This window comes from Vibrio sp. V09_P4A23P171 (genome assembly GCF_963875615.1).
GTDB classification, from domain to species: domain Bacteria; phylum Pseudomonadota; class Gammaproteobacteria; order Enterobacterales; family Vibrionaceae; genus Vibrio; species Vibrio anguillarum.
Genome location: NZ_CAWNMR010000033.1, coordinates 149,812 through 172,580 on the forward strand (window position 1 = coordinate 149,812; position 22,769 = coordinate 172,580).

Annotated in this window: 19 protein-coding genes; 6 read left to right on the forward strand and 13 right to left on the reverse strand. The window is 44.1% G+C overall.

What is annotated here, in order from left to right; all coding sequences use genetic code 11:
- Window positions 1-48: 48 nt before the first annotated feature.
- From fabF to yceD, 8 genes are all read right to left on the reverse strand, one after another.
- A complete protein-coding gene (fabF, locus tag AACT23_RS11315) occupies window positions 49-1,293 on the reverse strand; it encodes a beta-ketoacyl-ACP synthase II (RefSeq protein ID WP_026028275.1) in 1,245 nt (414 codons plus the stop codon).
- A 90-nt stretch (window positions 1,294-1,383) separates the two neighbouring features.
- The gene (gene acpP, locus AACT23_RS11320; protein ID WP_014204679.1) at window positions 1,384-1,617 is read right to left on the reverse strand and encodes an acyl carrier protein; all 234 of its coding nucleotides are present in this window, start codon (window positions 1,615-1,617) and stop codon (window positions 1,384-1,386) included.
- Between the two features lie 234 nt (window positions 1,618-1,851).
- Window positions 1,852-2,586 (reverse strand): 3-oxoacyl-ACP reductase FabG, encoded by a 735-nt coding sequence (gene fabG / locus AACT23_RS11325; RefSeq protein ID WP_041769216.1) that lies wholly within the window; start codon window positions 2,584-2,586, stop codon window positions 1,852-1,854.
- 19 nt (window positions 2,587-2,605) lie between these two features.
- Complete coding sequence (gene fabD, locus AACT23_RS11330; protein ID WP_013856404.1) at window positions 2,606-3,529, reverse strand: ACP S-malonyltransferase; 924 nt, start codon at window positions 3,527-3,529, stop codon at window positions 2,606-2,608.
- Window positions 3,530-3,592: 63 nt separating this feature from the next.
- Window positions 3,593-4,543, reverse strand: coding sequence for a beta-ketoacyl-ACP synthase III (locus tag AACT23_RS11335; RefSeq protein WP_010319117.1), 951 nt, complete (start codon window positions 4,541-4,543; stop codon window positions 3,593-3,595).
- A 5-nt stretch (window positions 4,544-4,548) separates the two neighbouring features.
- Window positions 4,549-5,574, reverse strand: coding sequence for a phosphate acyltransferase PlsX (gene plsX, locus AACT23_RS11340; RefSeq protein ID WP_094128971.1), 1,026 nt, complete (start codon window positions 5,572-5,574; stop codon window positions 4,549-4,551).
- Between the two features lie 9 nt (window positions 5,575-5,583).
- Window positions 5,584-5,754, reverse strand: coding sequence for a 50S ribosomal protein L32 (gene rpmF, locus AACT23_RS11345; protein ID WP_010319119.1), 171 nt, complete (start codon window positions 5,752-5,754; stop codon window positions 5,584-5,586).
- A gap of 33 nt (window positions 5,755-5,787) precedes the next feature.
- The gene (yceD, locus tag AACT23_RS11350) at window positions 5,788-6,312 is read right to left on the reverse strand and encodes a 23S rRNA accumulation protein YceD (protein ID WP_010319120.1); all 525 of its coding nucleotides are present in this window, start codon (window positions 6,310-6,312) and stop codon (window positions 5,788-5,790) included.
- 146 nt (window positions 6,313-6,458) lie between these two features.
- Here yceD and AACT23_RS11355 point away from each other — a divergent pair, with 146 nt between their 5' ends.
- Complete coding sequence (locus tag AACT23_RS11355) at window positions 6,459-7,043, forward strand: Maf family protein (protein ID WP_094128974.1); 585 nt, start codon at window positions 6,459-6,461, stop codon at window positions 7,041-7,043.
- Window positions 7,044-7,149: 106 nt separating this feature from the next.
- Here the strand turns inward: AACT23_RS11355 and rluC are convergent, their stop codons facing one another.
- Entirely contained in the window at window positions 7,150-8,097 is a 948-nt protein-coding gene (rluC, locus tag AACT23_RS11360; RefSeq protein ID WP_029189776.1) for a 23S rRNA pseudouridine(955/2504/2580) synthase RluC, read from the reverse strand.
- A 615-nt stretch (window positions 8,098-8,712) separates the two neighbouring features.
- Here rluC and rne point away from each other — a divergent pair.
- Together rne and AACT23_RS11370 are read left to right on the forward strand one after the other, a co-directional pair.
- Window positions 8,713-11,799 carry a ribonuclease E gene (gene rne, locus AACT23_RS11365; RefSeq protein WP_094128977.1) on the forward strand — a complete coding sequence of 1,029 codons (3,087 nt, stop codon included), beginning with the start codon at window positions 8,713-8,715 and terminating at the stop codon, window positions 11,797-11,799.
- Window positions 11,800-11,921: 122 nt separating this feature from the next.
- Window positions 11,922-12,797 carry a DMT family transporter gene (locus AACT23_RS11370; RefSeq protein WP_094128979.1) on the forward strand — a complete coding sequence of 292 codons (876 nt, stop codon included), beginning with the start codon at window positions 11,922-11,924 and terminating at the stop codon, window positions 12,795-12,797.
- Between the two features lie 123 nt (window positions 12,798-12,920).
- Here AACT23_RS11370 and adhE read toward each other — a convergent pair whose 3' ends face one another.
- Complete coding sequence (gene adhE / locus AACT23_RS11375; RefSeq protein ID WP_013856398.1) at window positions 12,921-15,593, reverse strand: bifunctional acetaldehyde-CoA/alcohol dehydrogenase; 2,673 nt, start codon at window positions 15,591-15,593, stop codon at window positions 12,921-12,923.
- A 629-nt stretch (window positions 15,594-16,222) separates the two neighbouring features.
- Here adhE and AACT23_RS11380 point away from each other — a divergent pair.
- On the forward strand, window positions 16,223-16,861 hold the full coding sequence (locus AACT23_RS11380) for a YchE family NAAT transporter (RefSeq protein WP_010318853.1): 639 nt from the start codon (window positions 16,223-16,225) through the stop codon (window positions 16,859-16,861).
- Window positions 16,862-16,982: 121 nt separating this feature from the next.
- Here AACT23_RS11380 and asd read toward each other — a convergent pair whose 3' ends face one another.
- Window positions 16,983-18,113 (reverse strand): aspartate-semialdehyde dehydrogenase, encoded by a 1,131-nt coding sequence (asd, locus tag AACT23_RS11385; protein ID WP_029189775.1) that lies wholly within the window; start codon window positions 18,111-18,113, stop codon window positions 16,983-16,985.
- Between the two features lie 422 nt (window positions 18,114-18,535).
- Here asd and nhaC point away from each other — a divergent pair, with 422 nt between their 5' ends.
- Window positions 18,536-19,972 (forward strand): Na+/H+ antiporter NhaC, encoded by a 1,437-nt coding sequence (gene nhaC / locus AACT23_RS11390; protein ID WP_017048541.1) that lies wholly within the window; start codon window positions 18,536-18,538, stop codon window positions 19,970-19,972.
- Window positions 19,973-20,081: 109 nt separating this feature from the next.
- On the opposite strand, the gene AACT23_RS11395 is transcribed toward nhaC, so the two are convergent.
- Window positions 20,082-21,278 carry an Hpt domain-containing protein gene (locus tag AACT23_RS11395; RefSeq protein ID WP_017048540.1) on the reverse strand — a complete coding sequence of 399 codons (1,197 nt, stop codon included), beginning with the start codon at window positions 21,276-21,278 and terminating at the stop codon, window positions 20,082-20,084.
- Between the two features lie 173 nt (window positions 21,279-21,451).
- Window positions 21,452-22,453, reverse strand: coding sequence for a nucleoid-associated protein YejK (gene yejK, locus AACT23_RS11400; RefSeq protein ID WP_017048539.1), 1,002 nt, complete (start codon window positions 22,451-22,453; stop codon window positions 21,452-21,454).
- An 84-nt stretch (window positions 22,454-22,537) separates the two neighbouring features.
- On the opposite strand from yejK, the gene AACT23_RS11405 reads away from it, so the two are divergent.
- The gene (locus AACT23_RS11405) at window positions 22,538-22,762 is read left to right on the forward strand and encodes a YejL family protein (protein WP_013856392.1); all 225 of its coding nucleotides are present in this window, start codon (window positions 22,538-22,540) and stop codon (window positions 22,760-22,762) included.
- Window positions 22,763-22,769: the final 7 nt, after the last annotated feature.

A 22,769-nucleotide genomic window follows, 5' to 3' on the forward strand; every position in this document is an offset into this window, starting at 1 on the left:
AATGCTAAGCATCAAGCCGTTCAAACTCAAGTGTCACAACCACAATCATTAGATTTTTTTGAAAATCAACGAGCCGTTCGTACCACCAAAACCAAAAGAGTTACAGATTGCATATTCCATACCTTCCACTTTGCGGGCAGTGTGTGGAACAAGATCAATGCCTAAACCTTCTTCTGGATCATCAAGGTTAATGGTTGGTGGAACAATTTGGTCAACTAATGACATAACGGTGATAATGGCTTCAACAGAACCAGCCGCGCCTAGCAAATGACCAGTCATCGATTTAGTAGAAGAGACAAGAACTTGTTTCGAACCTTCTTCACCTAAAGCGCGCTTAACACCTTTAATTTCCGCAACATCACCAGCTGGAGTCGAAGTACCATGAGCGTTGACGTAACCGATTTGAGTACCTGTTACGCCCGCATCACGCATCGCGGCTTCCATCGCTAACGCACCGCCTGAACCGTCTTCGCTTGGTGAAGTCATGTGATAAGCATCACCAGACATACCAAAGCCAACTAACTCAGCGTAAATCTTCGCACCGCGTGCTTTAGCATGTTCATATTCTTCAAGAACCATAACACCCGCACCATCGCCTAGAACAAAGCCATCACGGCCCTTGTCCCAAGGACGAGACGCTTTTTGCGGTTCATCATTACGCGTAGACAATGCTTTTGCTGCGCCAAAACCCGCCATGCCAAGTGGTGTCGATGCTTTTTCTGCACCACCCGCCACCATTGCATCGGCATCACCGTATGCAATCATACGTGCCGCATGGCCAATGTTATGTAAACCTGTTGTGCATGCGGTAGAAATAGCGATATTTGGACCACGAAGACCACGCATGATAGACAAGTTGCCTGAAACCATGTTGACAATCGTTGAGGGTACAAAGAACGGGCTCACTTTACGTGGGCCTTTTTCTACCAAGGCATGATGGCCAGTTTCAATCAAGTCAAGACCACCAATACCAGAGCCGATAGCAACACCGATTCTTGGGGCATTTTCTGGAGTTACTGTGATACCAGAATCATTAAGTGCTTGGATACCCGCCGCAATACCGTACTGGATAAAGAGATCCATCTTACGGGCATCTTTTTTAGACATATACTCTTCGCAGTTAAAGTCTTTGACTAGACCTGCAAAACGAGTTGAAAAATTGGTGGTATCAAAATGTTCGATATTAACGATACCGCTTTGACCAGCTAGCAGGGCTTTCCAAGAAGATTCTACAGTGTTGCCTACCGGTGACAACATACCCATGCCAGTGACAACGACACGACGCTTGGACACGATCATATTCTCCGGAGTTGAAAAGTTCTATGAGAGGTATAGAAGAGTTAGAAAAACTCAGGCGGCCAGAGGGCCGCCTGGGGAGAGATATTACTGAGCGCTGTTTACGTAGTCGATTGCAGCTTGAACAGTAGTGATCTTCTCAGCTTCTTCATCTGGAATTTCAGTATCGAATTCTTCTTCTAGAGCCATTACTAGCTCAACTGTATCTAGAGAATCAGCACCTAGATCTTCTACGAAAGAAGCTTCATTCTTTACTTCTGCTTCGTCTACACCTAGCTGTTCAACAATGATTTTCTTTACGCGTTCTTCGATGTTGCTCATGTTTTCTTTTCCTTTACAGATTTCGCCTAATGCGATGGTTCCGTAGTTTATTCTAACTAGGGAAAGTTGCAAGTGGGTCATTGCTGGTCAAACCACAATTTTACCGATTTTAACCGAAATTAAGACCATTTTTGACTTAAATCATGCACAAATGTTGCGCATATAGTTAGCAAGTTTTACACGTTGTTGACAATAGCAAAGCCTTTATTTCATCAATAACGTTCAAAAACCAACTTATACCATGTACATCCCGCCATTTACGTGCAAAGTTTCACCCGTAATGTAGGCAGCCTCTGGAGAAGCTAAAAATACCACTGCCGACGCAATTTCGCGTGGATCGCCTAAGCGGCCAGCTGGCACTTGGGCTAGTGTAGCAGTACGTTGGTCATCATTCAGCGCTTTTGTCATATCTGTTTCGATAAAACCTGGCGCAACTGTGTTAACCGTCACACCACGAGATGCAACTTCGCGAGCCATCGACTTAGTAAAGCCAATTACGCCCGCTTTTGCCGCTGCGTAGTTGGTTTGACCAGCGTTACCCATAGTACCGACCACAGAGCCCACATTGATGATGCGACCATTGCGCTTTTTCATCATGCCACGTAGCACCGCTTTCGATAAGCGGAAGATAGACGTTAAGTTGGTATCAATAATATCTGACCATTCATCATCTTTCATGCGCATTAATAGATTATCACGAGTAATCCCGGCATTATTCACAAGAATATCGATCACACCAAACTCGTCATTGATGATTTTCAGCGTCGTTGCGATAGATTCCACATCCGTCACGTTCAGCGCTAGGCCTTTACCATTATTACCAAGATATTCACTGATTGCCGCTGCACCGCTTTCGCTAGTAGCCGTGCCGATCACTGTTGCACCGCGTTCAACTAATAATTCAGCGATCGCTCGGCCAATACCACGGCTTGCGCCAGTCACGAGAGCAATTTTGCCTTCTAGGTTCATCATCTATTCTTTCCTTTGATTACTTAACGGCATCAAGTGAAGCAATGTCATTCACTGCTGCTGATTCAAGCGATTTAATAATGCGCTTAGTCAGGCCTGTCAAAACTTTGCCTGGGCCAACTTCAAGCAGCTTTTCTATGCCTTGCTCACTCATCAACTGTACACATTCCGTCCAACGAACAGGGCTGTATAGTTGACGAACTAACGCATCTTTAATTTTGGCCGGATCAATTTCTGCTATTACATCCACATTGTTGATGACCGGAATTTGTGGTGCATTAAATTCAATCGATTGTAATGCAACCGCTAACTTGTCTGCTGCTGGCTTCATTAAAGCACAGTGAGAAGGAACAGAAACTGGCAATGGCAGCGCACGCTTTGCTCCGGCCTCTTTACATAACTGACCCGCACGTTCAACTGCATCTTTATTGCCTGCGATGACAACTTGGCCTGGCGAGTTAAAGTTAACCGGTGAAACCACTTCACCTTGAGCTGCTTCTTCACACGCTTTTGCTATCAGCTCATCATCAAGACCGATAATAGCCGACATCGCACCTACGCCTGCCGGAACGGCTTCTTGCATTAACTGACCGCGCAGCTCTACTAATTTGATGGCTTGCTTAAAGTCAACTACACCTGCACACACCAGTGCGGAATACTCACCCAAGCTATGGCCAGCAAGCAAGGCTGGCTGCTCTAAACCTAGGCTTTGCCATAACCGCCAAAGGGCAACAGAAGAAGCGAGTAATGCCGGTTGAGTACGAGAGGTTTGGTTAAGATCTTCTACTGGGCCATTTTGTACCAATGCCCATAAATCATAACCCAGCACTTCAGAAGCTTCGGCAAATGTCTGTTGAATGACATCATACTGCTGACCAAGTTCTGCAAGCATACCAACTGATTGCGAGCCTTGACCTGGAAATACGATAGCAAACTTGCTCATTGTTTGTTTCCTTAAGTAAAAACAAGAGGTTGAACCAACCCCTTAAAATAAAAATCTATCCGCTTAAAACTTAACGAGTGCCGAGCCCCAAGTAAAACCACCACCGAAGGCTTCAAGCAATAACGTTTGACCACGTTGAATTCGACCATCTCGTACGGCTTCATCGAGCGCGGTTGGGACGGTAGCAGCAGACGTATTACCATGGCGATCAAGCGTTATTACGACTTGGTCAAGTGACATCGATAGTTTTTTCGCGGTCGCGGAAATAATGCGATAGTTAGCTTGATGAGGCACTAACCAATCTAATTCTGATTTGTGCATGTTATTGGCAGCAAGCGTATCTTTAACAAGCTTAGAGAGTTGCGTCACTGCCACTTTAAAGACTTCATTACCCGCCATATAAAGCCATTTATCAGCATCACCACCACGCTCTGGAACAGGTAAACTCAAGAGCTCGCCAAACTCACCATCAGAATAGATATGAGTCGACAAAATTCCTGGCTCTTCACTTGCACCAATAATGACGGCGCCTGCGCCATCACCAAATAAAATGATTGTCGAGCGGTCTGTTGGATCGCAGGTTTTAGACAAGGCATCAGCACCAATGACAAGAATGTTTTTACACATACCCGATTTGATGTGTTGATCTGCAATCGATAATCCATAGACAAAACCTGAACAAGCCGCCGCTAAATCAAAAGCGGGACATCCTTTGATGCCAAGCTTACCTTGCACCTGACATGCCGCCGAAGGAAATGCATGGCTACTGCTGGTTGTTGCAACAATAATCAGATCAATATCGTTTTTATCAATGCCGGCCATTTGAATGGCATTTTGCGCTGCATAGAAAGCCATATCCGCAACGGTTTCATTCTCCGCGCAAATACGGCGCTCACGAATACCCGTACGGGCAATAATCCACTCATCGCTTGTCTCTACCATTTTCTCTAAATCTGCGTTGGTACGCACCTGAGATGGCAAGTAGCTGCCAGTACCTAAAATTTTGCTATACATGAAGACTAATAATGCCTCTCGAGTAAAACCGCTTCCAAACGATCGCTTATACGGCTGGGGACTTGTCGTTTGACCTCGTGTACCGCTTCGGAAATCGCATTCACGACGGCGAGTACATCAGCACTTCCATGACTTTTTATGACAATGCCGCGCAATCCTAACAAACTTGCGCCGTTATACTGGTCGGGGTTCAATGTTTTTAGTTCAGTAAATAATGAAGAAAACAGTTTTCGTGCAATCCAACCCTTTATGGATGAGCCCAAAAGTTGGCTTTTTAACTTATCAATAAAGAGTTGTGCTGTGCCTTCACATGCTTTCAGGCAAACATTGCCGACGAAACCATCGCAAACAATCACATCAGCGACATCATCCAACAACTGATTACCTTCGATATAGCCGATATAGTTGACGGCCTGAGTTTGATTCAGCATTTCAGCGCAACGCTTCACTAAATCATTCCCTTTAATCTCTTCCGCACCAATATTAAGGATGGCAACTTTTGCAGAGCGGCCTAAATGCTGTTCGGCCAGCGCACTCCCCATGACAGCAAATTGAAACAGAGAATCGGCATCACTTGATACGTTCGCACCCAAATCCAGCATCCAAGTGCGTTGACCTGAAGCCGTCGGCAACGCTGAAACTAATGCAGGACGATCAATGCCGGGCAGCAATTTCAGACGAAAACGAGATAACGCCATGAGCGCACCTGTATTACCACCACTGACACAAGCATCAGCACGGCCATCAGAAACTAGGTCAATTGCGATGCCCATTGAACTTCCAGCACTATTGCGTAAGGCCAGAGAAGGTTTTTCGGAGTTAGAAATAACGCGGTCACTGTGCAAAATACTCAAGCGAGTATTAAGTTCATAACCTAATTGAGATAATTGATGTGTGATCAAAACTTGATCACCAACGAGGATCACTTTGAGCTCTGGGAAATGCGACAGTGCCTGCACGGCGGCAGGCACTGTTACGCGAGGACCGAAATCCCCGCCCATTGCATCAAGTGCAACGGTTAAATATTGCAAAGGTCAACCTTACTTGCTGATAACCTTTTTGCCACGGTAATAACCGTCAGCAGTCATGTTGTGACGTAGGTGAGTTTCACCTGAAGTCGCATCTACAGATAGTGCAGATGTAGTTAGCGCATCATGTGAACGACGCATGCCACGACGTGCGCGTGATTTTTTGCTCTTTTGTACGGCCATTGACCCTACTCCTTTGTCTTAACCTATAACGAATTATCGTTTTAAGTTTTTTAAAACATCAAATGGATTCGGCTTTTCTTCCGCTAGTTCTTCTGGAAGTTCACCAAATACTAAATTGTCTGAATTAACGCTACATTCCGCTCTATCGTGCATTGCTACTTGTGGCAGATTAATGATGAACTCGTCTTCAACTAATTGTACAAGGTCGATCTCACCGTACTCATTCGGATCTACCAAATCGTACTCTTCCGGTGCGTCTTCATCCGTTTTACTCCCCAAGTAAGGAGTATACTTGAATTGGACTTCGCACTCATGTGCGAAAACCTTGTTACAGCGTTGACACTCTAAATCGACAGAGATGTTAGCTTTACCAGAGATAACAACTAGTCGCTGTTCATCAAGCCCAAATGACAATGAGACTTGTGCGTCGCGTTTAACGCCTGCGACTGATTCTTCTAAACGCTTAAAAAGACTGAGTTGGATGATACCATCACAATCAAGTCGTTTTTGAGCTGCTTTAGCCGGATCAATCGATCGCGGTATTTTTACCTTTTGCATAGGGCGCGAATATTATCTTCCAAATCGGTTTTAGTCAAAGAAAAAGGCAAAAAAGTTCGTTTTTTCCCCTTTCCACTGAGAGAATTATGTACAGCATGTCTGATTGATATATGCTGCGGTAAAATTCGCAGCAATTCTAAATCAAAATGCAAAATTACCAACTAGTTTTAGCATCTACTTCGCCGTTTCGGCAGCAATTACTTAAAAAGCTGGATCTACCTTTTGTTACCTGCTCGCCTAATTGCGACGAAACTCCGTTACCTGGTGAGCCCGCACAAGATCTGGTGACTCGTTTAGCTGAAACGAAAGCAAGATCTTGCCATCCAAACCAACCCAGTTTAGTCATCGGTTCTGATCAAGTTTGCGTGATTGACGGTGAGATTATTGGCAAACCTCATACTCAAGAACAAGCCATTAAGCAGTTACTCAGACAAAGTGGAAAAGCCATCACTTTTTATACTGGGCTTGCGGTTTACAACTCAGTCTCTGGTCAATGCATGGTCACCGTAGAACCCTTCACGGTTCATTTTCGCTCTTTATCTAGCGAGATGGTGACGGCTTACGTGGCAAAAGAACAGCCACTACAGTGCGCAGGCAGCTTTATGTGTGAGGGCCTAGGCATTGTACTTTTTGAACGTTTAGAAGGTGATGACCCTAATAGTTTGGTTGGGCTACCATTAATTAAGCTAGTCTCAATGCTTGAGTCTCAAGGCATTACCGTTTTAGGATAATGATTAACAGTGAGCGCCTTGATCCGCGCTCACTTTTATACCATGACTTCGACCATTACTTTATGTTTCTACTATGTTTCTACTCGTTAGCGAATGAAAGCTGGCCTTAAGCGTTTCTCAATTTGACTAATGCTTGCTCTAGTTGAGTATCGAGTGGTGCATTAATGTCCATTAACGCCTCTGTCGAAGGGTGAATAAAACGAATATTGGCCGCGTGTAAGAATAATCGGTCAATGCCAAACTGTGCGGTATATGCGTCAAAACGGCGGTCACCATAACGATCATCCCACGCAATCGGGTGCCCTGTATACTGAGTATGAACGCGGATCTGATGAGTACGGCCAGTGATCGGACTGGCTTGCACCAAAGTTGCTTGTGCAAACTGTTCAAGGATCTTAAAGCGCGTTTCCGATGCTTTACCGTTTGGATTGACTCGCACAATGCTGTTCACTTCATTTTTCAATAGTGGCGCATTCACGACTTTACAGCTGCTTTTCCATTGCCCCATAACTAAAGCAAAGTAATATTTTTGAATCGTTTTTTCTCTAAACTGGGCTTGGAGATGGCGCAGCGCGGAGCGTTTTTTAGCCACTAATAAAATGCCCGACGTATCGCGATCGATACGGTGCACCAATTCCAAAAAGCGAGCTTCTGGGCGCAATGCCCGCAGCGCTTCAATTGCGCCAAATTTCAAACCACTCCCACCATGAACAGCCGTACCGGAAGGTTTATTCAGAATAAGTAAGTGCTCATCCTCAAAAATAATGCAGTGTTCTAGCTCGGCGACTTTACTCAATTTGGTATTGGGTGTGTTGCTCTCTTGATCCGACTGTTCGAGAGTCACTGGTGGTATTCTCACCACATCACCAGCCGATAACTTATATTCTGCTTTGATGCGTTTTTTATTTACACGAACCTCTCCTTTGCGCAGGATTCGGTAAACCATACTTTTGGGAACGTTTTTTAATTGGTTACGCAAAAAATTGTCAATGCGTTGACCAGCCATATCTTCATCGATATCGATGAGCTGGACTTGGGTTCTAATTTCACTCATGGGCGCCATTGTACCACTGTAAATTGTTTAAATTCACATTTTCTTCGCCCCAAAAAAGAATATTTTCATCTGCTGTTTAATGGCAAATTGGCGAGAATTACACCAATTGAAATGTGACTGTGGATAAAATTAAATATTACCCATTACAATTCTTACTTTAACAACTAAAACTCTTTGATAAACATTAAATTAGCCATCTAACTTTTAGACCTATTCTCATTTTTTTGACCTGTTCATAACAAAGCAGATTGCTGTGTTTACCTGTCACTGCTATAGTTCACAGCTGCAATGAATGATTCGGTGATTTTTTATTCTTTACCGTCCATTTTTGAGCAAAATAGTGAGTAGACTGCTAAGCGTCAATGTGCTGCACATGGCGTAAGACACTATTGAGCGAAGCTATCTTGTTGCTCTACTCATCGTCATTTCATGTTGAGTATTTTCCGCCAATACGCGGATCGCAGGCAATCGTGTGCGTGCGATAACTGAAGTGCCCTAGAGCATCCCCTCCAGCCGGGAGGCTGCACCTTTTAGTCATGGGATCTGGCACCGTGAAAACGAAACCCAGCAACAAGTCCAATAATCAAAACTAAAGAAAGATAACGAGATTTTTAAATGAAAAGAATGCTAATTAACGCAACTCAAAAAGAAGAGTTGCGTGTCGCGCTGGTTGATGGCCAACGACTTTTTGATCTAGACATCGAAAGTCCAGGGCATGAATCTAAAAAGGCGAACATCTATAAAGGACGTATCACCCGTGTTGAACCGAGTTTAGAAGCTGCATTTGTTGATTACGGCGCTGAACGTCACGGTTTCCTTCCTCTCAAAGAAATTGCCCGCGAATATTTCCCTGATGGCTACACTTACCAAGGCCGTCCAAACATCAAAGAAGCGCTTAAAGAAGGCCAAGAAGTTATTGTCCAAGTTGAAAAGGAAGAACGAGGCAGCAAAGGCGCTGCGTTGACCACTTTCATTTCTCTTGCTGGTAGCTACCTAGTTCTTATGCCAAACAATCCTCGTGCCGGTGGTATTTCACGCCGTATCGAAGGCGATGAGCGTACCGAATTAAAAACCGCATTGAGCAGTTTAGAGCTTCCTCAAGGCATGGGCCTTATCGTTCGCACTGCAGGTGTGGGCAAAAGTGCGGAAGAGCTAGAGTGGGACTTAAACGTTTTGCTCAATCACTGGAGCGCAATCAAACAGGCTTCAGATTTGCGTCCTGCACCGCTACTTATTCACCAAGAGAGCAACGTCATTGTACGCGCAATTCGTGATTATCTGCGTCGTGACATTGGTGAAATTCTAATTGATAGCAACACAATTTATGAACGTGCCCTTGAGCACATTCGTTTGGTGCGTCCTGATTTCGTGAGTCGTGTAAAAAAATACGACGGTGAAGTACCCCTATTTAGCCATTACCAAATTGAAAGCCAAATCGAATCGGCTTTCCAGCGTGAAGTGCGTTTGCCTTCTGGTGGCTCTATTGTGATCGACCCAACCGAAGCATTGACCTCAATTGATATCAACTCTGCTCGTGCAACAAAAGGCGGCGATATTGAAGAGACGGCGCTTAACACCAACTTAGAAGCAGCCGATGAAATTGCTCGCCAATTACGTCTGCGCGATTTGGGCGGATTAGTGGTTATCGATTTCATCGATATGACTCCTGTTCGTCACCAACGTGAAGTAGAAAACCGTTTACGCGATGCCGTACGCCTAGATCGTGCTCGCGTACAAATTGGCCGAATTTCACGTTTTGGCTTGTTAGAAATGTCGCGTCAGCGCTTGAGCCCATCACTTGCCGAAGCAAGTCACCATATCTGCCCACGCTGCTCTGGTACCGGAGTGGTTCGTGATAATGAATCTCTTGCGCTCTCTGTTTTACGTCTCATTGAAGAAGAAGCACTAAAAGATAATACCGCTCAAGTTATGGCGGTGGTTCCCGTTCCTATTGCATCTTATCTACTCAATGAAAAACGTCGCTCAATCAATCATATTGAACGCATTCAAGAAGTCGAGATCACCATTGTCCCTAACTCTGAAATGGAAACGCCTCATTTTGAAGTGATCCGTGTCCGTGAAGGGGAAGAGCAAGAAATACTCTCTTACTTAGTGCCAATGAAACTAGAAGCACTGAAAGAAGCAGAAGGCAAAGAAAGCTCAGATATCGATTTCAAACCAAAACGCATTGAAGAACCAGCGTTGAAAGGGTTTGCTGCTCCAGCACAAACTATTCCAGCTCCAACACCTAAAGCAGAGGTAGCGGTTCCAGTCAAAGAGATCGCTGTTGAACCAGGCAAACCAGGTCTATTTGGCCGCATCGTTAAAGCTCTTGGTAGCATCTTCTCAACCACCACGGAAGAGGTGAAAACTGAGGAAGAGCAACAAAAACAAGAAAACGAACGTAGCCAAGCACCACGCCAGCGTCGTGATCGAAATGACCAACGTCGTCGTAACGGACGCGGTGAAAATGTTAATCGCGACAACGCAAACCGTGACAGAAACAAACGTAAACCTGTCAATACCTCTGCTCTTGTTGAAGAAACACAAGACAAAGAAATTGTTGCTACCAACGAGCCTCGTAAGACACAAGCTCGCAAGCCAAAACAAGAGCGCCGCAACAAGCGTGATGACAGCAAATCTGAAAAGTTAGCGGAGCAAGGGCTACAACTTGCGGCTGAAGCGCAAGCCGTTACCTTGACAGCGAATGAAGAGAAAACGGAAGAGAAAACGGCAAAAGTCAAAGAACGCCGTCAACGCCGTAAGTTAAACAAACAAGTTCGTGTAAAAGATCAGACAATCGCTCAAGAACAACCAGAAGCTGAAATGTTGATCAATACAACCCCGGCAGCAGAGGTTATTGAAGCCGTAAAAGCTGAAACAGCACAATCTGTTGAGACATCGGTCGTTACACCAAACGACGACAATGAGAATGACGATCAAAATCAACGTCGCAATCGCCGCTCCCCTCGTCATTTACGAGCCAGTGGTCAACGTCGACGCCGTGGTCGTGATCGTCGCCCTAACCCATTCCGTTTACGCAAAGGTGGGGTTGCCTCTCCTGAGATGGCAATGGGTAAAGTGATGCCTCGCTATGACCTCTCTAAACCTGTGTATCAAGCACCGGTAACAGAGCAAGTCGCAGCGGTTGAACCTGTTCAACAAGTGGCAGATGTCGTGGATAACAATACTGAGATAACGTTAGGTGGTTTTGCTTTCCCTGAAATGGCAATGGGTAAGGTCATTATTCGCCACGAAGAAAGCCAGAGCGTCGTTGAAGAACCTGTTACAGTCTCTTTGCAGGACGCTATTGAACCTCAAGTACCATCGACAGTGGTAACAGAATCGGTTTCAGTCACAGAATCGGTCACTGTAGAAGCCGTTATTTCAGAGCCAGTGATCGCAGAAGTTGTTATTGAAAAGACTACCGCTATTGAGCTCGTTGTCGAAGAAAAAGCCACGACAGAGAAAGTACCAGCATTGAAGGTTGAAGCAGTAACTAAGGCACCTGAAGCCGTATTACCCAAAACAATCAAAGCGCATGCATTCTCTCCGATGACCAAAGCCTCAGGCTCTTTGTTGCTCAAAGAGATTGAAATCGTATCAGCACCTTTCCATGCTGAACGAATTGCAACTCGTGCAGCAGGCAGCCAGTCAGCGCAAAGTCAAGCTGGTGCGGCAATGACTAAACCACAGTATTAATCTCTGAACCGAGTTTAAATACCATTAAAGGGCTGCATTCGCAGCCCTTTTTATATTCCGCTTGCCCAATATCTCTGCATCTCATAGCATGGCCTCTTTCTTGTCACTCAAAATGGACTTTCATGACTTGGATCTTATTCACCCTTCTGGCCGCATTCATGCAATCTTGGCGCAATGCATTCCAAAGTCGCTTAGCAACTGAGGTCAGTACTACTGGTGTTACCCTTGCCCGCTTTCTTTGGGCTGGCCCTATCGCGGCTCTGTATCTCATCACTTTGTATCATTTCATACCCGCGAAATTACCTACATTGTCATTGACCTTTATCGCTTTCATTATCGGCGCGTCATTGATGCAAATCGTCGCGACTGCGCTCATGGTTAAGCTTTTTAAATTAAATAACTATGCTGTAGGTGCTGGACTAGCCAAAAGCGAAGCCTTAGTTGCCGCTATTTTAGGGATGATTTTTTTTGGGACTCATTTGACAGGCTTGGGCTGGATTGGCGTCATCGTTGGTGGCATTGGTGTATTTTTGATGAGCACGCACGGCAATATTAAGCAGCTTTCAATGCCAACTGTTTTACTGGGATTAAGTTGTGGTAGTGCCTTTGCGCTCACTTCATTGTGGGTACGTGAAGCCAGTTTAGCACTTGGCTTACCCTTTCCACACAGTGCTGCTTGGGTATTATTGTTGGTCATTTCACTGCAGACTTTATTACTGCTAATTTACCTAATGGTGACCGACAACAACTCATTAAAACAATTATGGGTAAGACCTAAGCTGACGCTATTAACCAGCACAAGTAGCTGTCTTGGTTCTATTGGTTGGTTCAGTGCAATGTCTCTTCAAACCGTGCCTTATGTAAAAACTTTAGGCCAAATTGAGATCTTTTTTACGATGTTAATTTCTATTTTTTGGCTAAAACAATCGGTGAAAATTAAAGATGGGCTGGGGCTTGTTCTAGTCGCAAGTGCCGCTATCTTAGTCATGTGGGGATAGATACCCATCCACGCTTTGATGATGAAGTTACTCGATACAAAAAAAGCCTCACCAGACGGTGAGGCTTTATCTTTTCCCGATAGAGATTGTTTCGTGCTAGCGAAAATCTCTCAATAACTCAGCTTACTTTTTCTTTGCTGGTTTTTGGTCATCTTTCTTCTTGATAACGGTAGTGCCTTCGAAAGTTTCACCTTCAACAAACGCTGTACCATAGTAAGCCGCAAGAAGTACTTCTTTTAGCTCAGAAATCAGTGGGTAGCGTGGGTTTGCACCAGTACATTGGTCATCAAACGCTTCAACTGATAGTACGTCAACTTTTGCGAGGAAATCCGCTTCATTCACGCCAGCCGCTTGGATAGATAGCGGGATGTCGAGATCTTTCTTCAGCTCTTCCAACCAAGTCAGTAGACGTTCAATCTTCTGAGCAGTACGGTCGCCCGCTTGGCTCAAGCCTAAGTGGTCAGCCACTTCAGCGTAACGACGGCGTGCTTGTGGACGGTCGTATTGAGAGAACGCAGTTTGTTTGGTTGGGTTATCATTCGCGTTATAGCGCACAACGTTAGAGATAAGCAATGCGTTAGCAAGGCCGTGCGGGATGTGGAACTCAGCACCGATCTTGTGCGCCATAGAGTGACATACACCTAAGAACGCGTTAGCAAAAGCAATACCTGCGATAGTCGCTGCATTGTGCACTTTTTCACGAGCAATTGGGTCTGCTGCGCCATTTTTGTAGCTTGATGGTAGGTACTCTTTCAGCATCTTAAGTGCTTGTAGAGCTTGACCATCAGAGTATTCGTTCGCAAGAACAGATACATAGGCTTCAAGAGCGTGAGTCACAGCATCGTAACCACCAAATGCCGTTAGAGACTTAGGCATATTCATCACAAGGTTCGCATCAACGATAGCCATGTTAGGTGTTAGCTCATAATCCGCTAGTGGGTATTTAGCACCTGTTTTGTCGTCTGTTACAACGGCAAATGGTGTAACTTCTGAACCTGTACCTGAAGTAGTCGTGATACAAACCAATTCTGCTTTTTGCCCCATTTTAGGGAACTTGTAGATACGTTTACGGATATCCATAAAGCGCATTGCAAGCTCTTCAAAGTGAGTTTCTGGGTGCTCATACATAACCCACATGATCTTCGCCGCATCCATTGGTGAACCACCACCAAGTGCTAGAATCACGTCTGGTTGGAAACTCTTCATTGCTTCAGCGCCTTTCTCTACGACAGATAGAGTTGGATCAGCTTCTACATCAAAGAATGTTTGAACTTCCATACCGTTTGACTTCAGCAGAGTCACTACGTCGTCTGCATAACCGTTGTTGAATAGGAAACGGTCAGTAACTAGGAATGCGCGTTTTTTGCCTTCAAGATCGCTCATAGCGATTGGAAGGCTACCACGACGGAAGTAAATTGACTTAGGTAGTTTATGCCACAACATGTTTTCAGCTCGCTTCGCAACAGTTTTCTTGTTGATTAGGTGCTTAGGACCTACGTTCTCAGAAATTGAGTTACCACCCCAAGAACCACAACCTAGCGTTAGAGATGGTGCAACGTTAAAGTTGTAAAGGTCACCGATACCACCATGAGTGGTTGGGATGTTTACAAGAATACGCGCCGTCTTCATTTTGTCACCAAAGTAACGGATACGGTCTGCATTAACGTCTTGGTTAGTGTATAGACCAGAAGTGTGGCCGATACCGCCGATTTCTACCATTCTTACTGCTTGTTCTACCGCGTTCTCGAAAGAAGTCGCGCGGAACATGCCAAGTGTTGGAGAAAGTTTTTCATGTGCGAATTCATCGTCATAAGAAACTTCGCCAATACCTTCACCGACAAGGATTTTAGTATCTGCTGGAACTTTAACGCCCGCCATTTCAGCGATGGCTGTTGCTGGTTGGCCTACGATTTTCGCGTTTAGTGCGCCATCGATAAGCAGTACCTTACGTACTTTGTCTGCGTCTGCTTTACTTAAAACATGCGCTTTATGGCTCGCGAAACGTTCTTTTACTTCGTCATACACTTCGTCCATAACGATAACCGCTTGCTCAGAAGCACATACCACACCGTTATCGAATGTTTTAGACATAAGAACAGAAGCAACTGCACGTTTGATGTCTGCCGTTTCGTCGATTACAACTGGAACGTTACCTGCACCTACACCGATTGCTGGTTTACCTGACGAGTAAGCTGCTTTCACCATGCCAGGACCACCTGTTGCAAGGATAAGTGCAATACCTTCGTGCTTCATTAGCGCGTTAGATAGCTCAACTGAAGGTTGATCAATCCAGCCGATGATATCTTTTGGCGCGCCAGCTGCAACTGCTGCATCTAACACGAGTTTAGCTGCATCGTTAGTTGAATTTTTCGCACGTGGGTGTGGCGAGAAGATGATACCGTTACGAGTCTTCAAAGAGATGAGAGATTTGAAGATTGCAGTAGAAGTAGGGTTAGTGGTTGGAACGATACCGCAGATGATGCCTACAGGCTCAGCGATAGTCATCGTGCCTAGGTTTTTATCTTCTTCAAGAATGCCACACGTTTTTTCATCTTTGTATTTGTTGTAGATGAACTCAGACGCAAAGTGGTTCTTGATTACTTTATCCTCAACAATACCCATGCCTGATTCCGCTACCGCTTGTTGCGCTAGAGGGATACGAGCTTGGTTAGCTGCTAATGATGCTGCGCGGAAAATTTTATCTACTTGCTCTTGAGAGTAAGTAGAGAATTCTGCTTGAGCCGCTTTAACGCGCGCTACTAGAGCATCAAGTTCAGCTAAATTAGTTACAGGCATAATGGATCTCCTAAAAATAGAAAAATGTTAAAAACTCTTTATTAAGTTTGCAGCTTTGTGTTTTTGTTTTTTCTCAACAGCTTAAACAATGACAGACTTAGTAAATTGCTTTCAGGACTGAGTATAATATTTCAGAGTGTGAAAAAAATTGACTCAGATCAGTTCTCAAAAACTAATTACCCAATTAGGGGTAAACACCCTACAAAATCGCCTACAAGACACTGAAAATAAACAAAAAACATATATATAATTAAATGAATAAAAAACATTTACTTAAACAACGAAAACTATAAAAACTACAACAATCTGTAAAAAAGTTTCATTTTTGAGCGATAGATGAATGAACACACCTCATTTTACGTGCTACTGAGAGTATATCGACTCTCACTTTTACCACCAGCTAGGAGCACTAATTTTATTAAAAATGTGCAGATGTTAACAGTTGAGCAAAAAACAACACCACCCACATACATTAGAAAAACAATTGTAAAACGTTTTCTTCATTGAATTAGTTTTTCTCAGCAATAAAACCCCAATCGCTTTAGTTTTTTTCATTCGTGCTATCCTTTGCTTTCGCTTACATTAGCCACGTAATATTTCATCGAAATGATCCATTAGAGATAAATGCCATGCAAACCTTTGAGTTAGCCATTTTCCTGCAGTTTTTCTTAGGCCTTGTAGCCGCTGTGAACCCCGTGGGGATTATGCCAATATTTGTCTCTCTCACTGGGCATATGACGCAAGAAGAGAAACACAAAACGGCGGCTACAGCGAATATTGCTGTGGCAATAATTTTGATTACCGCACTGCTTGCTGGGCAGATGTTACTGGATATGTTTAGTATCTCTTTAGATTCGTTTCGAGTAGCTGGTGGCCTATTGCTGCTGAGCATCGCGTTTTCGATGATGAGCGGTAAATTGGGTGAAGATAAACAAAACAAACAAGAGAAATCTGAATACATTAGCCGTGAACAAATTGGGGTTGTGCCACTCGCTATGCCTTTAATGGCAGGACCGGGTGCCATCAGTTCAACCATAGTGTATGGCTCTCGCTACCCAAGCATGTTCGATACCGTGGGTATTATAATCACTGTGGTGTTATTTAGTTTAAGCTCTTGGCTGCTGTTTCGCTCAGCGCCCTATATTGTCCGCTTCTTAGGTCAAACGGGTATCAACGTGATTACGCGGATCATGGGTTTGATACTCGGCGCACTCGGTATTGAGTTTATTGCCAATGGGCTCAGAAATTTATTTCCTGGCCTTGCATAACCGCGGTTAACATCGTCACTGTTACTACAGACAAAAAGCATAAAAACATAAAAAAAGGGCGCTTTGCATAAAGCGCCCCTTTTGTATTTTTACTCAGGTAGTTTTAAACCGAGATCCATCTTTACTGTTTTTCAGCCAGAATGATCCGCAAAGTACGGCGAAGCGGCTCAGCAGCTCCCCACAATAATTGGTCACCCACCGTAAACGCATTTAAGAAATCATCACCCATAGACATTTTACGCAAACGTCCTACGGGAACTGACAAGGTGCCAGTGACTTTGGCAGGGCTCAATTCACGTGCGGTAATATCGCGCTCGTTTGGAATAACTTTCACCCAATCATTGTGCGTAGCGATCATCTCTTCGATTTCATCAAGCGGAACATTTTTCTTCAGCTTGATGGTTAATGCTTGTGAGTGGCAGCGCATTGCTCCAATACGAACACAGGTTCCATCAATCGGGATCGGTGACGATTGAAGTCCCAGAATTTTATTAGCTTCAACGCCCGCTTTCCACTCTTCTTTGCTTTGACCATTGTCGCGTTTGACGTCAATCCAAGGGATTAATGAACCCGCTAGTGGTGCACCAAACTGCTCGGTAGGAAAAGAAGGTGATCGCATGGTTTCAGCCACTTTTCTGTCAATATCAAGAATTGAGCTCGATGGATTAGCCAATTCAGAGCTCACCGCATCGTTAATTACTCCCATTTGCGAGATCAACTCGCGCATATTTTGAGCGCCAGCACCCGAAGCTGCTTGGTAGGTCATTGCGCTCATCCACTCGACCAAACCTTTCTCATAAAGGCCGCCTAATGCCATAAGCATTAAACTGACTGTGCAGTTACCGCCAACAAAGGTATTGGTTCCTGAATGGATGCCGTGCTGAATTTGTGTCAAGTTAACTGGATCTAAAGTGATGATTGATTGTTTATCCATCCGTAAAGTAGATGCGGCATCAATCCAGTAACCTTTCCAGCCCACTTGACGAAGTGCTGGATACACTTTTTCAGTGTAGCTACCACCTTGACAAGTGATAATGGCATCTAATTGTTTGAGGCTATCAATATCGTAAGCATCTTGCAGTAACCCTGTATGATGATTGCCTTTCTTAGAAGGCACCGTTGGGGCAGGAATACCAATTTGAGATGTGCTAAAGAAAACCGGTTCGATCAAGTCAAAGTCATTTTCTTCAACCATACGCTGCATCAGTACAGAACCGACCATACCACGCCAACCCACTAAACCTACTCTCATCGCGCTCACTCTCCATGTATCTAAAATGAAAATTTATTGCTCCATCTATAAGTGGTTCAGCATAAAATCTCAAGACTTTCTTAGTAAAAGTGGTAACTTTTTCTTTCTGCGTAGCCTGTTTTGTAAAAAACACATTCAAGCCTAAAAATCACTCAACCGCACTATGATTCAGCATTCAATAATCAACGAAACGCTAAATAATCACGTTTCTGTTACACAAAAAGCCCACACTACAAAACATTTATAATCATTAAATTTAACGATTATCAACATTTAACATCGAAGATTAACCACTTAAACGACATAAATCACATCCGAGGTGTTTGATGTCGATATATTATGCTAACTATTGTAAAGTGCGATCGAACTCAATAAGGGCACCGTTCTGTCCTTAGATCATAAATCTGACAAGAGGCTCTTTTATGACGCAAGCCCCTCAACGCCTACCTAGCTTAATTCAAGTAATTATTGCTCTAGGCTTGTTTTTGTTACTCGCGTTTTCGTTTACAGCTCAACTCGATCTCCCTATCCAACTGGCCTTATACATTGGCTGGTTCATCATTATTGTGCTCGGTGTTCGTTTAGGTCACCAATATAAAGAATTAGAAAAAGCAGCACTGAATGGTATTTCTAATGGTTTAGGTGCCGTGTTGATACTTTTAGCTGTTGGCGCATTAGTTGGTACTTGGATCTCCGGCGGGATCGTGCCGACCATCATTTACTACGGTCTTCAAGCAATCCATCCTTCTATTTTCCTTCTTGCAACGATGATCATCTGTTCTCTCACCGCTTTAGCAACTGGAACCTCATGGGGTGCAGCTGGTACCGCGGGGATTGCCATGATGGGGATTGGTCAGGGTCTTGGCGTTCCAGCACCAATCACCGCTGGCGCAGTACTTTCAGGTTGTTACTTTGGTGACAAAATGTCGCCATTATCTGATTCCGTTATTCTGGCGTCTTCGATGTCTAACGTTGAAGTGATGGAGCACATTAAAGGTATGCTGCCGATAGCGCTTATCAGCTACGTGATCACGGGTATCATGTTTACCTTATTTGGTTTCCACTATGCGGGTAACGTAGACATGTCTCAAGTACAAAGCGTGATTGAGGCGATGGAACAGCAGTTTTACATTACCCCATACTCTTTTGTGCCAGTGCTGATTGTACTCGGCTTGCTTGCGATGAGAATGCCTTCGTTTCCTGTAATTAGCTTTGGTTCTTTGCTGGGCATTATTTGGGCTGTGATGATTCAAGACGTAGACTTCTTGCAAGCTTTCAATACCGCATGGGCACCTTACAATATTGAATCTGGCGTTGGCTTCATTGACTCAATCTTAAACCGAGGCGGCATGTCCTCTATGCTTGGTTCTGTTGCCGTGATTGTCTTTGGTCTCGGGTTTGGTGGATTGCTGGATAAAGTGGGTGTGCTTGAAACCATCGCAAAACTGTTTGAGCGCCGCGTGACAAGCGCAGGTTCACTGGCAACCAGTACTATTGGTACTGCATTTATGGGCAACGTTTTTGGCTCAGCCATGTATGTTTCACTCATCCTGACCCCTAAAATCTGTGCCAAGAACTATGACCGTTTAGGCTATCAGCGTAAGAACCTATCACGTAACGCTGAATTTGGTGGCACGCTCACCTCCGGTATGGTGCCATGGAGCGATAATGGCATCTACATGGCGAGCATTCTAGGCGTTGCAACGCTCTCATATGCCCCCTTTATGTGGCTAAGCTTTGTCTGTATTTTGGTGACCATTTTTACCTCTTACATGGGTTGGTTTGTTGATAAATGTGAACCTACTGCACCAGCAGACAGTGCTGAACAAGCACCGGTTCTCAACCAACAGTCAGCCTAGCAGAGTATTGCAAAGGTCATTGAACTAAAAAACCATTAAAAAGAGCTCAACTGAGCTCTTTTTTACTACAAGCAGAATCACCATTTAAAGCTGATACGATAGAACTGGCTTATCGTTTTCTTTGATCAAGGTAGTGTTGCGCACTGGCTATAGCGGCCGCTAATTGCGTTGTTAATAACCCCAATTGCTTCTCCGTAGGTCGTTGCTTCTGGCTGAGTCGCAACTCTATTTCTGACGCTATCTGCTTGAGAGAACGGCAACCAAGATTGCCCGCGACGCCTTTCAGGCTGTGTGCTCGGCGTTGAGCAGCCTCCAAATCAGAATGCACCAATCTTTTCAATTCAGTGGCATCATGCTGATGATCTTGTATAAATACGCTCAACAGTAGAGTGACAGACTCAACATCGCCATTGAGAGTTATGAGCATGGATTCAATATCGATGGCCAAATCATCAGAAAGATCCGATGTTTCCACCTGTGGTTCTTCTGTAGACAAAACACGACTGGGATTTATCTCAGATGACGCATCCTCTTTCGCAGCACTGGGAACTTTATTAACATGAGAACGAGTTAAAACTGATGACCGAAACATCAACCAACCCAGCAATAGCATAACACCACCACTTAACCCCGTGACAAGATAAGCATAGATGTTTAAAAGACGATGGTATTGGTTTTCAACATGGATAAGCTGATTGTAAATAGAGTGATTGATTAAATTGTCGACCAAACGTGCACCTTGGGCGTATTGATTCAGTAAATCAGACGCTTGTGCTAATGTCTGCTCTAACTCTTTTTTCTGAATGGCTGGTAAAGATTGCCCATCCACATAGAGTTTATCTAATGCTCGATAGATGCCCGGATTTTGCTCAGTGTCACTGAACATCGCTTCAAATACATAAGCGCCTAACACCACATACATTTGCTTGAGTTGTTCTGAATTAGTGGGATTGTCGCGCAGCACTTGTAGGCGTTCAACCAAGGGTTGAATGTTAAGCTCAATCGACAAATACGATTTGGTCAGTGTGATATAGCGATCAGTCACATGGAGCAATTGCTGAATATCTGGTCGCCATGAAAAATCTCGGTGCTCAACTTCCAGCTGTAGCCTAAGTGAATAGAGTAGCTGCACATTCAGCGCGATATCATTTGCTCGCGTCGAACGATAAGGCTCTTTAAAATAGAGTGAACTTTTAAGTTCTTCAACACTGTAATGTAACTCTTTCACCGCATGCATGGCTTGGTAGCTTAAATGGCTTTGCCAAAACACAAGACCAACGGAGATTAACCAACCAAACAGAATCACTCCATACGATCTCACGCTGAATCGTTTTGATTTCTTTTGCCCAAACACTGTGATTACCAATTTGTACTTGTAATTAATACAAGCATAAACCTAAAGTTTGGACCGTGCTGAGTTGTACATCGGGAGAAAAGACAAAAAAGAGAGCCATATCAAGCTCTCTTAGTGGTAAACGATTAACGCTGGCGCGTTAACTGTTCTCTTAAATTCGGTGGCGTGCCTTTGATGGTTAACGTGTCGCTTTCAGGATCATAAAAAATACGCTCCCCCAATAACAAGCTATCAAAGCTCACATTCAAACCGCCCCCTGCACCGACAAACTTGGTCAGTTTACGCACGGTAGAACGATCACCAGGAAAGCGCTCTTCCAGTTCATAGCCATGTGCCTGCGTATATTCGAAAAAACCCGTGCCGTCTTGGCTAGCAGGTAATTCACCAGACAACTCACGAATATGAACCTCTTCACCGGCTTTAATTTGCTCATTGCAGTAATCGTAAACCTGCTTCTTGTAACCGATCGCTTCATCTTTTTCTAGCTTAGAATCCGTGCAAAAATCCTGTACCGCTTGCATCAGTACTTGATTTTGCACTTTGGTATCTAACCCGACATCGGCTTGCAGAAAATCAAGAAAGAAATCCGACACTTTTCGACCAACGCGACCTTTGATATAGGCAAGGTAGCGGTTTGAGTTTTTGTCCGTTTCAAAACTTGAGAGGTCAAGACGCGCCGCGATATCCATTTTGTTGATATCAAGATAATCTGTCGCGCTAATGTCGAGCCCCTCTGTTACTTTCAAACTTTGGTTGAGAGGTAAAAGCCCAATAAATAGGTAATCGGTAGCTAGTGACTGATATTCGGCCATCACTAAGATCCCTTCATCAGCAAACGGATACTTTGATAATTCATCTTTCAGCCGTTGAGCACTGATTTGTGAAAAATCGTAAAAATCACGCTCACCTTGACGAAGTTCTTGCAACCAAGTTTGAAAATCACTGTCCGACTTAAACGAACCAAAACCTTTGCTCGCTTTCGAATTAAACACGCGATGCAACTCAGCCACTAAATTTTCGGCAGACGTATCATTATCTAAAGATTGAGAGCGGTATTTAACCACCAACTCATCTTGCTCGTTTTTGCTTAATTGGTGCAAAATCACGTTGGAAAGGTGAAGACTCATAGTGAAATTATCATCGTTCTGGTTTCAGTTGTAAGGCATTGTAGGTTATCATAAGCCGCTTTTACTATCATCATTAGAGTCTTTATGCCTATTACATCTAAATACAGCGACGAAAGAATTGAAAATATCCTGACAGAAGTTGCTGCCATCCTCGCTAAACATAGTGCTTCCCCTGAGCTTACTCTCATGATTGCGGGAAACATTGCAACGAATGTCTTAAACCAAAACGTTGCCGCTTCACAGCGTAAGGCGATTGCGGAAAAATTTGCTCAGGCATTGATGTCGTCTTTAGAAACTACTACTCACTAATAGAATG